Below are 12,124 nucleotides of genomic sequence, written 5' to 3'. Positions count from 1 at the left end.
CTCGCGCAGAGATTAGCATTCGCTTCTCAGCTTCAAAGCGCTTTCTGCAGCATTTGGCCAGAGAAACCTGCTCCTCCCCAATTCCCGCCTGCACCGTGAACACTGTGTTTCCCGATGCCACGCCTTTTCACGTCAAAAGACCGGCTTTCCTGTTCCATCGGGAACGGCGACCGGACCGGTGATGGGCGATAGTCGGTTCATCGAACAACCCCGGAAACGAAGTGAAGACCATGAAAACGCTCGCAACTCTCATCAACGTGATCGCCTTTACGGCGCTCTTCGTTGCCTATGCGAGCGCCCATTCTCCGGAACGGCCGAGCGGTGTTCGCCGCGCTCTTCAGACCTACTCCGGTCAGGTCTATACCGGCGCCTATCCCACAATGAAGCCGTACTGCAAGAACGACGCCGGCACGACCTTCGTCATCTGACAGTTGAAGGTCCAGCGATCCGCGCGGCGATTGCCGCTGCCGCCTCATCAGCGCCGAGCGTCGACACATCGATCTCAATCAATCGGTCGCTTCTGCCGCGTAGCAGCCGGTGCGCGCGCCGCAATCCCAGAAGAACTTCCGGATCGGTCAGCTTGTGCAACTTGCTCCGGCCGGCGCGTGTCAGGCGCTTGAGATTTTCCTCGACGTCGCAATCGATCACGACCGCAACGAAGCGAGCGCCGCGTTTTTGCGCGAGTGCGGCGCAGTCCTCGAAGGCACGCGTGTCGGTGGCATCGTCCGAGAGCGCATCGGTGAAGATGAACGACCGTTCGGCTGCCGCCCTTTCCAGGTGCTCGAACACGCTTTGGCGGACCGCCGATCGAAGCGAGCGATAAAGCGGGTCACTGCGCGCAAACAGTGCCTCGGCCGGATTGATCAGCGTGTGATTGTCGGCGAGCCGCGCGCCCAGCCTTTCAGCAAGATGGCGCGCGATCGTCAGCTTACCGGTGCCCGGCCAGCCGTTGATGTGAACGACAAGGCCGGACGGTTCTACGCTCAAGCGGCGTCCCGGTTGAGGTTCGCGCCACCGGCGTCGGTCAACAGGAAGGCTTCGCCGCAGGCCTTGGCGAGCGTGCGCACCCTAAGGATGTAGCTCTGGCGCTCGGTGACCGAGATCACGCCGCGGGCATCGAGCAGGTTGAACACATGGCTTGCCTTGATGCACTGGTCGTAGGCTGGGAAGACGCATTTGTGCAGGTGGTTGTTGCTGTGGTCGCCCGGTGCTCCGGCAGCCAGCAACGCCTGGCACTCGGCTTCCGCATCGATGAAGTGCTGATGCAGCATCGCCGTGTTGGCGTATTCGAAATTGTAGCGCGAATATTCCTGTTCGGCCTGCAGGAAGACATCGCCATAGCTGATCTTCTCGGCACCCTCGCGACCGTTGAAGTTCAGGTCGTAGACGTTGTCGACGCCCTGCACATACATGGCGAGGCGTTCGAGACCGTAGGTCAGTTCCCCCGAAACCGGCGAGCATTCGATGCCGCAGACCTGTTGGAAATAGGTGAACTGCGACACTTCCATGCCGTCGCACCAGCACTCCCAGCCGAGACCCCAAGCGCCGAGCGTCGGGCTTTCCCAGTCATCCTCGACAAAGCGGATATCGTGCAGCAGCGGGTCGAGGCCGATCGCCTCGAGCGAGCCGAGATAGAGTTCCTGCAGGTTGGACGGGTTCGGCTTCAGGATTACCTGATACTGATAGTAGTGCTGCAGGCGGTTCGGGTTTTCGCCGTAGCGGCCATCGGTCGGGCGACGCGACGGCTGGACGTAAGCCGCACGCCAGGGACGCGGGCCCAGCGCGCGCAGGGTCGTTGCCGGATGGAAGGTACCGGCGCCCACTTCCATGTCGTAGGGCTGCAGCACGGCGCAACCCTTGTCGGCCCAGTAATTGTGGAGTGTCAGGATCAGAGCCTGAAACGAGCGCTTCGGGTTCATATGATCAGGCAGAGTGGTCATGGATCGCGTCCGGATTTCTTCTGGAAAATGTGCCGGACAGGTGCCACGCCTGATGACAGGGGTCAAGCGCTACGGCAGCGGGCGGGCAAATAGACCGCAGCCACACTGACGCGTTCCGACCGCCCTCACTCGCCGTCGCGCTTCAGCCTGTATTCGCCGGTCTCCGGGTCCTGCACCAATGTTCCCTGCGCCCCGGTCTGCTCCTCGCGGCGAGCCTGTTCGCGCTGGCGCGTCAGCTTCTGGGCATCCGCCACGAACTTGCGATAGCCGAGCCAGAAGACGAAACCTGCGATCAGGAGCAGGATGAGTTGCGGCATTTTCCCTCCAAGGACATTTAAGGCCGGGCAGGCATCAAAGCCCGAACCGCGCCCACAATGCCCTTTCCTCGATGGCTTCGGCAAGTCCCGCCGCTGCGGAAGCGGCCATTGGCTCGACCAGAGCACCGGCAATGGCCGCGCCGCTCTGCCGGCGGCCAAAAAGGCTGCGCACCGGCTGGATGAGCTCGAGCCGCGCCTTGTCGCCATAGCGCTTCTTCACCTCGCCGCGCAGATCGCCGAGACTATCGATGATGCCGAGCTCCAGCCCGCGCCGGCCGGTCCAGAAAAGGCCGGAGAAGATATCCGGATCGTCGGCGAGCAGCTGGCCGCGACGGGCCTTGACCATCTGGATGAAGGTATCGTGGATATCGAGCTGCAGGTTCTTCAGGAATGCGATGTCGTTTTCCTTTTCCGGTTGGAACGGATCGAGCATCACCTTGTTTTCGCCAGCGGTATAGACACGCCGCTCGACGCCGATCTTCTTCAGGAGTTCCGGAAAACCGAACCCGCCGGAGACAACGCCGATCGAGCCGACGATCGAGGTCGGGTCGGCAATGATCTCGTCGCCGGCAAGCGCGATCATATAGCCGCCGGATGCGGCGACGTCCTCGACGAAGATCAGCACACGCTTTTTCTTCTCCTGGGCGAGATCGCGGATGCGTTGGTAGATCAACCGCGACTGCACCGGGGAGCCGCCAGGCGAATTGACGGAGATCGCGACAGCAGGCGCGTCCTTGTTTGCGAAGGCCTTTTCGAGAAGCGGGGCCGCTGTCGCCAGGTTGAGCGCCGGCCGGAACTGACCGCCGCCGGCCATGATCGCGCCGTGGAGCCGGACGACGGGGATCGTCACGCCTTCCTTGCGAAAACGCTTGGGCAACAACCGTCTCAAGAACGTCTTCATTTCAACTCCTGCCTGCTGGGACATGCCATGATTTTGAGCCGGAACGACCGGAAATCATAGACATGACCGCGTCTCATCGGCGAAAAGCGGAATGCTTCGCCCGATCGCCCGCCAGGGGCTCTTCCATGCCATGTATGCACTGATGCGGCGAACGCAATGCCGCATACGGTAAATCAGCGGCGGCGATAGGCGGCGCGGCCATTGTTGAGGTCGTCGACATGGTCTGCGAAGCGATGCCCCTCCTCGTGCATGACGAGCGGGGCGCGGAAGACCAGCCGTTTGCGACTCTGCTTGATCGCCGTCACCAGGATGCGCACGGCGTTTTCACCGACCCGCGGATGCAGCGCCGTGATCTCGATGCCGCCAAAGCGGCGGCCGCAAGCGGCGATGATCTCGGCGATCGATTCCGGCCGAGCGATCAACGACAGTTGCCCGCCGGGCTTCATGATCGCGCCCGCCGTCTTCACCCAGATCTCGAACAGCCCGTCGCTCATCGCATGGGCCTCGGCCTTGAGCGCATCCGGAGTCTTGCGGTCCGAGGCATCGTTGAAGGGTGGGTTCATGATCACATGATCGAAGCTGTCATCCGCCAGACCCGTCGCGACACGCGCCTTGCCGGTCAGTGAAACGTCGGCCTCAACGACCGAGACGCGCGAGGAAAGACGGGCGTTTTCGGCAAGCGCCAGGCTGCGGCGGGCAAACTCCGCCATAACGGGCGAGCGCTCCACCAGCACCACTTCCGCATCGTCGATCCGCGAGGCGACGGCCATGCCGGCTGCACCCGCGCCCGCACCGAGATCGGCGACCCGGCAGGGACGATCCGATGCAACGAGCGACGCAAGCAGCATGGCGTCCATGCCGGAGCGATGCCCCTGGCCGAGTGGCTGGACGACATGGAACTTGCCGCGGTGAAATGCATCTACGGTTTCGGTCGCAGCCGGCATCGGCTCCGTGCTCAAGGGCGCAACTCCGCCTCGAGCCCGGCATCGATCAGGATCCGGCGCGCCGCGTCCGCGTCTTCCTCGGCGACCAGAAAGCGACGGGGCAAGAGGCCGAGCGAGCCCTCAAGAATGCTCATCCCCTGGTCGGCGATGAGGCTTGCGATGCCGGCATCCTTCATCAGGCTCTCGGCAAAGGAGAGCACGACGGCATCGTTGGTACGGATCAATTCCTTCATCCGGCGGTTTTTCCTGTCCTATTTCAGCAAGCGGGACAATTCGCCTCTTGCCGCACGGGACACCCCTTCCTATTGTCGAAAGCGACAATGAAAACAGGAGTCCCGGTGTGGGCGTAGTGATACCGCTGGAAGACAGCAAAAACAAACAGGCGTCCGTAAAGCCGCTCGTTGATCTGACCACTGCGGACATGGAGCGCGTCAACCAGCTTATCCTGTCGAAGGCCGGCTCCGACGTTCAGATGATTCCCGAGGTCGCCAACCACCTGATTTCTTCGGGCGGCAAGCGCCTGCGCCCGATGCTGACGCTCGCCTCCGCTGCGATGTTCGGCTACGAGGGCGACGCCCACGTCAAGCTCGCAACCAGCGTCGAATTCATGCACACCGCGACGCTTCTCCATGACGACGTCGTTGACGAAAGCGACCTTCGCCGCGGCAAATCCACCGCACGCACGATCTGGGGCAACCAGGCAAGCGTGCTGGTCGGCGACTTCCTGCTCGGCCAGGCCTTCCGCATGATGGTCGATGTCGGCTCGCTTGACGCGCTCGACGTGCTGTCGACCGCAGCTTCGGTCATTGCCGAAGGCGAAGTGCTGCAGCTCTCCGTCGCCAAGAACATGGAGACGACCGAGGACGACTATCTCCAGGTCATCCGTGCCAAGACCGCAGCCCTTTTTGCCGCCGCGGCCGAAGTTGGGCCGATCGTTGCCCAGACCAGCAAATCGGACCGCAACGCGCTGAAATCCTACGGGATGAACCTCGGCCTCGCCTTCCAGCTCGTCGACGACGTGCTCGACTATGGCGGCTCGTCGAGCGACCTCGGCAAGAATGTCGGCGACGACTTCCGCGAGGGCAAGATCACCCTTCCGGTAATCCTCTCCTATCGCCGCGGGACGGCGGAAGACCGTGCCTTCTGGCGCGAGGCGATCGAAGGCGGCGACAGCAGCGACGCGAACCTCGACAAGGCACTCGGCCTGATCAAGCGCTATGGGGGCTTGAGCGACACCATCGCGCGCGCCCAGCATTACGGCACGATTGCCCGCGATGCGCTGGCGCCGCTGCCGGCGTCTCCCTGGAAATCGGCGCTCACCGAAGTCATCGACTTCTGCATCGATCGCGTCAGCTGACGGGCTCCGGGCAGGTCAGAACGAGCGACAGGATTTTCTTGCCGCGTTGCGCCAAAAAAGCCATTCTGTTCCTCAAGAGTTGCGTTGGGCTATATGTGGCTGACTCCGAAAACAACCCTTAGTGGTGCGAAAGCCGAGCAATCGGCGCGAAAGGTTTGACATGCGGCAAAAGACGATTCTCCGCCTCCTCAGCGGCGCAGCACTGCTGGCTCTCGCTGCTGTCAGCGGCGGCTACCAGGCATTTGCCGAGGAGAAGACCGCAGCCGTCGAGGAAACTGAGCCGTTCGACATCAAGTCGGTCAATACCTTTTCCGGCGCGTTTCTCGCTGCCCGCACCGCCGATACGGACCGCGACTTCGCTTCCGCTACGGAACTCTACCGCATCGCGCTGCAGTTCGAGCCGAACAACAACGACGTCAAGCAGCGGCTGATGATCACGCTTCTGATGGCGGGCCAGTTCGACGAAGGCGCGAAGATTGCCGAGCAGTTGAAGTCCGACCCGGCCGTCGAGCGTATCACGACGGTCATTCGCGCGATCGAGGCGATCCGCAAGCGCGAGTATCGCAACGCACAGAAGCTTCTGAACTACCAGGGTCCGAACGATCTCGACCGGCTGATGAACGGCCTGCTTTCGGCCTGGGCGAAATTCGGCCAGGGCAAGCCGAAGGAAGCACTCGCCGAGATTAACGGCCTTGACGGTCCTGAATGGTTCCGCGTGTTCAAGAACTATCATGCGGGCGCGATCGCGGTTGCTGCGGGTGACAAGCAGACGGCGCGCACCAGGCTCAACGATGCCATTCTCGACCGCGAGGGCGGAAGTGCCGCTCCCGACACCTTCATGCGCGCGGTCGAAGCGCTTGCCCGTTTCGAGGCGCGCGAAGGCAACAAGCAGAAGGCGCTCGATACCGTCGCCGTCGGCGAAAACATGGTCAACAACTACACGCCGCTGCAGGCGCTGAGGACCGATATCGAGAATGGTGTTCCGCAGGAACAGCAGGTCAAGAACGCCACCCAGGGCGCTGCGGCCGTGCTCTTCTCGATCGGTGCGGCACTCAACCGCGACGGCGCCGAGGACATCGTCTCGCTCTACCTGCAGACCGCGCGCCGGCTCGACCCTGACAGCGCCGACATCCTGGTCATGCTCGGCGGCATCGCCGAAAACCTGAAGAAACCGAACGAGGCGATCGAACTCTACAAGGCCATTCCCGAGACCTCGCCGATGCGGCGCGTTTCGGAACTACAGCTCGGGCTCAGCCTCGCCAGCATCGGCAAGGTCGACGAGGCGAAGAAGCACCTGAAGGCGCTCATCGACGTCGATCCGAAGAACATCCGCAACTATCTCGCCTATGGCAGCGTGCTTTCCGACGCCAAGGACTACAAGGAGATGGGCGAACTCTACGATCGCGCCGTCGAACAGATCGGCTCCGTCCCGAAGCGCAGCGACTGGACGGTGTTCTTCCAACGCGGCATCGCCTATGAGCGCCAGAAGCTCTGGGACAAGGCCGAGCCGAACTTCCGCAAGGCGCTGGAGCTCAATCCGGACCAGCCGCAGGTGTTGAACTATCTCGGCTATTCCTGGGTCGACATGAACATCAACCTCGAAGAAGGCCTGGAGATGATCCGCAAGGCCGTCGAGTTGAAGCCGGATGACGGCTATATCGTCGATTCCCTCGGCTGGGCCTATTTCCGCATGAACCGCTTCGACGACGCCGTCGTGGAACTGGAGAAGGCGGCCGAACTGATGGCCGGCGACCCGACGATCAACGATCACCTTGGCGACGCCTACTGGCGCGTCGGCCGCAAGCTCGAAGCCGTGTTCCAGTGGACGCAGACGCTCGAACTGAAGCCCGAGGAAGCCGAGATCCCGAAGATCAAGGCAAAGATCGAGAACGGCTTGCCGCCGCTCAAGGAAACGGTCCCCGCCTCGGCCGATGCCAAGGAAACCGCGCCGAAGAAGGTGACCCCGGAAGCACCGGCGCCGGACAAGAAGTCCTGACCGTTCCATGTCGGAAGGTGACATCGCGGGCTTCGCGCTGACGCGTGCAGCCCCCGCCAAGATCAATCTGGCCCTTCACGTCGTCGGCCAGCGCGCCGACGGCCACCATCTTCTCGAAAGTCTCGTCACTTTTGCCGATCGCGGCGATCGCATCGGTCTCTCGCCGGCGGATGCGGATCGCTTCACGGTTTCGGGCGCGTTTGCCGCCGCGCTGCCGATGGATGCCGGCGCGGGCGGCAACCTGGTTCTGAAGGCACGGGACCTGCTGCGCGCCGAACTGCAGGCACTTGACCCCGACACAGCCGGGCCGGTCCACCTGCATCTCGAGAAGAACCTGCCGCTCGCCTCGGGCATTGGCGGCGGATCCGCGGATGCGGCGGCGACGCTTCTTGGGCTTCTCGATCTTTGGGGCGCGACGATCGAACCCTCCCGCCTCGGCGCCATCGCGCTGCAGCTCGGGGCGGACGTGCCGATGTGTCTTGCCGGCACGCCACTGCTCGCGAAGGGGATCGGCGAGGACATTACGCCGCTTGCGGATTTCCCCGCGCTGCCGGTCGTGCTGGTGAATCCGCTCGTCGCCCTCTCGACTCCGGTTGTCTTCCGGGCCCTCGCCAACAAGACGAACCCGACGCTCGTTGCGCCTCACAGAGCCGGTACGGCGGCCGAGTGGATTTCTGCCATCGCCACGATGCGCAACGATTTGCAGCTGCCGGCAGAGGGCCTTGAGCCCGTGATCGGCACGGTCCGCAAGGCATTGACCGAAGCCGGAACGGCGCTCACGCGCATGTCGGGCTCGGGCGCCACATGCTTCGGCCTTTTCGACAGCGACGTGCGCGCGGCTGCGACAGCGCGCGCTCTTTCGGAGGCCTACCCCGGGTGGTACGTTCTCGCCTGCAGGACAGTGGGCAAAGGGAAATAGCATGGCCGGTATCGACGAAAAGCGTCCGTTCATTCCTGTCGGGATCGCCATCCTCACGGTCTCCGACACGCGCACGCGCGCCGACGACAAGTCGGGCGACACATTGGAAGCGCGGGTGCGTGACGCCGGCCATCGGCTTGAGGCGCGCGCCATCGTTTCCGACGACAAAACGAAGATCTACGACCAGGTGAAGGCCTGGACGCTCGATCCCAACATCGACGTGGTGATCACGACAGGTGGAACGGGCTTCACCGGGCGGGACGTGACGCCCGAGGCGCTGGAACCGTTGTTCGAGAAGCGCATGGACGGGTTCTCCGAAGTCTTCCACCGTATCTCCTTCGAGAAGATCGGCACCTCGACGATCCAGTCGCGCGCAACCGGCGGCGTTGCCAACGCCACCTTCATCTTCGTGCTTCCGGGCTCGCCCGGTGCCTGCCGCGATGCGTGGGACGGCATCCTCAAGCAACAGCTCGACTACCGGCACATGCCCTGCAATTTCGTGGAGATCATGCCGCGGCTCGACGAGCATCTGAAACGTAGCTGAAGAGCTTGGACCGTTCCGGCTTGGCCGACCTGTTACCTTAGTAACTGACGGTCGCTTCTCCTCTCGTTAGTCTCCCAGCGTTGACACAGCGAGGAACGACCGCCGCACGTTCTATTCCTCGCGCCGCAAGACCCTTCCGCCTCTGTCCCCCAGGCGGAATGCAATGTTGGATACGACGGGCAGCCAGAATGCTACCCGGATAGAAATCTGCCAAACAAGGTCATTTGAGAGCCGCTTGGAGGTGCCGTCCCCCGGGACTGGCACCTTTAATTTTGCGCGCGACGAACCGGCGTTACCGCCTGGCTTCGACGGCGACCCAGGCCGGAACAAGTTCGGTCGAAAGCTTGCGGACAGAGCGGACATTCGTCATGGCATCCAGGCCCGTATTGCCGCGGGCGGCCGCAAGAGCATCGTTCTTGCGCAGGAGAAAGCCTGTCTCCAGCGGCTTTCCCCGCCGGGTCAGCCGGCGGAAGAGAGGCATGCGATGGAGTCTCGAACCGGAGAAGCGGGCCGGTGCCTTGTTCATCGACACGTACTCGGCCAGTTCATCGATCCAGCGGCCGATCGGGCGGGCGCCCGGCTCCAGCAACATCAGCCATTCGCCACGCGCCGAACCCACCACATCGGCGAGATTCCAATCCCGGCAGAAACGGCATCCAGCGGCATCGGCCACATCGGACGAACCATCCTTCGAACCGTGATCGAGGATGATCACATCGCTGACCAGCCCCTCCACCGCGCCGGCAACCAACACAGCAAGCGTCTGCGCCAGTTCGGCTTCGTTGTCGCGGGTTTCCATAATGATCGTGAGCATGGTTTCTCGTAACGCATCGGCACGGCAATTGCTACATCCAGGACATCGACCGAAGCGGTGCCTTGATCGACAAAACCGAAATTCCAATTTTTTGTTCTTGAATTGTTCTCTCATTCGCGATAGGAAAATAATCAGAACAAAACGGGATCAAATATCTGATTCCGGGGAGATTCCAATGACCGAGCTGTCTCAGATCCGGCAGGGTGCTCTTGCGCCCGCCAACACGGCAGATGTGGCCGAAGCGATGATGAGCGCAACGGGCCTCCGGATCGACATCGATCGCCGCCGGGGGCGCGGCGCCGGGATCAACATGTCCGGCAGGTTCGAACCGCGCAGCCGCGAGACGTTCGACGACGGTTGGGAAAGCCTGGAGGATCTGCCGCCGTTCAAGACCGAGGTTCAGGTCGAGAAGCCGCGCACGGTGATCACGAGGAACGAGTCTCCCGACATCTCCTTCGACCGCTCGATCAATCCCTATCGCGGCTGCGAGCATGGTTGCATCTATTGCTTTGCCCGCCCCACGCACGCTTATATGGGCCTATCGGCCGGCCTCGACTTCGAAGCGAAGCTGTTTGCCAAGCCGGATGCACCGCGACTTCTGGAGCGCGAACTGGCGCGGCAAGACTACAAGGTGAGGCCGATCGCCATCGGCACCAACACCGACCCCTATCAGCCGATCGAGAAGGAGTGGCGCATCATGCGCCAGATCCTCGAGGTGCTGCGGGACGCCAACCATCCGGTCATGATCGTCACCAAATCAGCGATGGTCACCCGCGATATCGATATCCTGGCGCCGATGGCGGAAAAGGGACTGGTGCGCGTCGGCATCTCCGTCACGACACTCGACCGGAAGCTCGCCCGCACGATGGAGCCGCGGGCCTCTACGCCAAGCAAGCGGCTGGAGGCGATACGCATGCTTGCCGAAGCGGGCATCCCGGCCGGTGTTCTCGTTTCCCCTATCATTCCGGCGCTGAACGACCACGAGATCGAGCGCGTGCTCGAAGGAGCAAGGACAGCCGGAGCAACTGAAGCAAGCTATGTCCTGCTGCGGCTGCCGCTCGAGGTCAGCCCGCTCTTTCGCGACTGGCTGCTGCGCAATTATCCGGACCGCTACCGGCACGTCATGTCGCTCATCCGCTCCATGCGTGGCGGCAAGGACTATGACGCCGAATTCGGCAAACGCATGAAGGGCGCCGGCCCCTATGCGTGGCAGATTGGCCGCCGCTTCGACCTGGCGGTCAAGCGCCTCGGCTTCAACCCGACGCGCCGGCAGCTGCGCGACGATCTCTTCGTGCCGCCGCTCGGAACGGGGGTGCAGCTCTCGCTTCTTTGAAGGCTTTCCGGTCGCCTGGGTAGCCATCCCGCAATTTCGTAATCGGCGCGCGGCGAGAGATGATCGCCCCGCACCGCCAGGCGAACCCGATAGCGGGCGCCTCAGATTGCATAGCAGTTCCGGTGCCCCTTACCCGCCGTGGGCCCCGGTAATCCCCCGTCCGCCGCCGCACTCGGACCTGGGGGCTTGAAGAGAATCGGTCGATCATGCGAATTAGACTTATGTCTCGCAGATCGTCCGATTCTCCCCTTTTTCCCGATATCATCGAAGCGCCCGATTTCAATTTCGAGCTTTCGGCCAAGGGCGATGGCTTCTGGCCGGTCGCCGGAGCGGATGAGGCCGGGCGTGGGCCGCTCGCGGGACCGGTGGTCGCCGCCGCCGTCATCCTCGATCCGGACGCCATTCCCGCAGGCCTCGACGACAGCAAGAAGCTGACGGCGCAGGCGCGCGAAAAACTGTTCGAAGAAATCCTCGCCACGTCCGAAGTGTCGATCGCCTCGGCTTCGGCCGGCACGATCGACGCCACCGACATCCGCAAGGCAAGCCTTGAAGCCATGCGACGCGCCGTGGCCGGCCTGCCCTCGAACGCACGCTTCGTGCTCGTCGACGGCCGTGACGTGCCGCCCGGCCTCACCTGCCACGCCAAGGCGGTCGTCAAGGGCGATGCGCGGTCGCTGTCGATCGCCGCCGCTTCGATCGTCGCCAAGGTCACCCGCGACCGCATGATGGCCCGTGCCGATCTCGCACATCCCGGCTACGGCTTCGCGCTCCATGCCGGCTATGCGACGGTGACCCACCGTCGCGCCATCGAGACCCACGGCCCCTGCCCGCTGCACCGCATGAGCTTCCGGCCGCTGCGCCGGGACGACTAACCTTTGCGCAATCCCTGACCAGCGCTACGCAGGCGTTGTCGGTTCCGCTTCCGACATATCTCGTCAACAGCTTTTCTCGCGTCAAAAGCCATACCGGCGGCGCGCATGCTGACGTGCGCCACGCTAGCTCTTGAACACTGGTCCTACTTCGGCGGCCAAACCTGATGTGGCGAAACGCCTACGCAAA

General features: G+C 63.0%; 14 protein-coding genes. 7 read left to right on the top strand and 7 right to left on the bottom strand.

The genetic code is table 11. The features are described 5' to 3' along the window. The first annotated feature begins 230 nt into the window (after positions 1-230). Positions 231-428, top strand: a complete 198-nt coding sequence (locus IB277_RS01520; RefSeq protein ID WP_034801082.1) for a hypothetical protein — start codon at positions 231-233, stop codon at positions 426-428. Here IB277_RS01520 and IB277_RS01515 read toward each other — a convergent pair. The 6 genes from IB277_RS01515 to IB277_RS01490 form a co-directional block, all read right to left on the bottom strand. Continuing rightward, entirely contained in the window at positions 421-987 is a 567-nt protein-coding gene (locus tag IB277_RS01515) for an AAA family ATPase (protein ID WP_090294847.1), read from the bottom strand. The two genes, IB277_RS01520 and IB277_RS01515, sit on opposite strands and share 8 nt — an antisense overlap. Further along, entirely contained in the window at positions 984-1,940 is a 957-nt protein-coding gene (locus IB277_RS01510; protein ID WP_060516372.1) for a glycine--tRNA ligase subunit alpha, read from the bottom strand. The genes IB277_RS01515 and IB277_RS01510 overlap by 4 nt, the downstream gene beginning before the upstream one ends. A 125-nt stretch (positions 1,941-2,065) precedes the next feature. After that, positions 2,066-2,257, bottom strand: coding sequence for a membrane protein (locus IB277_RS01505; RefSeq protein WP_034801076.1), 192 nt, complete (start codon positions 2,255-2,257; stop codon positions 2,066-2,068). Positions 2,258-2,291: 34 nt separating this feature from the next. Beyond that, positions 2,292-3,158, bottom strand: a complete 867-nt coding sequence (locus IB277_RS01500; RefSeq protein WP_110818499.1) for a S49 family peptidase — start codon at positions 3,156-3,158, stop codon at positions 2,292-2,294. 173 nt (positions 3,159-3,331) lie between these two features. After that, positions 3,332-4,102, bottom strand: a complete 771-nt coding sequence (locus tag IB277_RS01495; RefSeq protein WP_060584101.1) for a tRNA1(Val) (adenine(37)-N6)-methyltransferase — start codon at positions 4,100-4,102, stop codon at positions 3,332-3,334. An 11-nt stretch (positions 4,103-4,113) separates the two neighbouring features. Then, positions 4,114-4,335 carry a DUF2007 domain-containing protein gene (locus IB277_RS01490; protein ID WP_034801069.1) on the bottom strand — a complete coding sequence of 74 codons (222 nt, stop codon included), beginning with the start codon at positions 4,333-4,335 and terminating at the stop codon, positions 4,114-4,116. 107 nt (positions 4,336-4,442) lie between these two features. Between IB277_RS01490 and IB277_RS01485 the strand changes: the two genes are divergently transcribed. From IB277_RS01485 to moaB, 4 genes are all read left to right on the top strand, one after another. Next, positions 4,443-5,459 carry a polyprenyl synthetase family protein gene (locus IB277_RS01485; protein WP_060516377.1) on the top strand — a complete coding sequence of 339 codons (1,017 nt, stop codon included), beginning with the start codon at positions 4,443-4,445 and terminating at the stop codon, positions 5,457-5,459. A 160-nt stretch (positions 5,460-5,619) separates the two neighbouring features. Then, a complete protein-coding gene (locus IB277_RS01480; protein ID WP_060516379.1) occupies positions 5,620-7,455 on the top strand; it encodes a tetratricopeptide repeat protein in 1,836 nt (611 codons plus the stop codon). 7 nt (positions 7,456-7,462) lie between these two features. Then, entirely contained in the window at positions 7,463-8,374 is a 912-nt protein-coding gene (locus IB277_RS01475; RefSeq protein ID WP_090294851.1) for a 4-(cytidine 5'-diphospho)-2-C-methyl-D-erythritol kinase, read from the top strand. Between the two features lies 1 nt (position 8,375). Continuing rightward, a complete protein-coding gene (moaB, locus tag IB277_RS01470; RefSeq protein WP_090294853.1) occupies positions 8,376-8,918 on the top strand; it encodes a molybdenum cofactor biosynthesis protein B in 543 nt (180 codons plus the stop codon). 292 nt (positions 8,919-9,210) lie between these two features. On the opposite strand, the gene IB277_RS01465 is transcribed toward moaB, so the two are convergent. Beyond that, positions 9,211-9,732, bottom strand: coding sequence for a glycosyl transferase (locus IB277_RS01465; protein ID WP_090294855.1), 522 nt, complete (start codon positions 9,730-9,732; stop codon positions 9,211-9,213). Between the two features lie 175 nt (positions 9,733-9,907). Between IB277_RS01465 and IB277_RS01460 the strand changes: the two genes are divergently transcribed. Beyond that, positions 9,908-11,065: a PA0069 family radical SAM protein gene (locus tag IB277_RS01460; protein WP_034801053.1), complete on the top strand. Its 1,158-nt coding sequence runs from the start codon at positions 9,908-9,910 to the stop codon at positions 11,063-11,065. Between the two features lie 221 nt (positions 11,066-11,286). Next, entirely contained in the window at positions 11,287-11,937 is a 651-nt protein-coding gene (locus IB277_RS01455; protein WP_060584097.1) for a ribonuclease HII, read from the top strand. The last annotated feature ends 187 nt before the right edge of the window (positions 11,938-12,124 follow it).

The organism is Ensifer sp. ENS07 (genome assembly GCF_014852185.1).
GTDB lineage: Bacteria > Pseudomonadota > Alphaproteobacteria > Rhizobiales > Rhizobiaceae > Ensifer > Ensifer adhaerens.
This window is presented reverse-complemented; position numbering and strand designations above follow the sequence as displayed.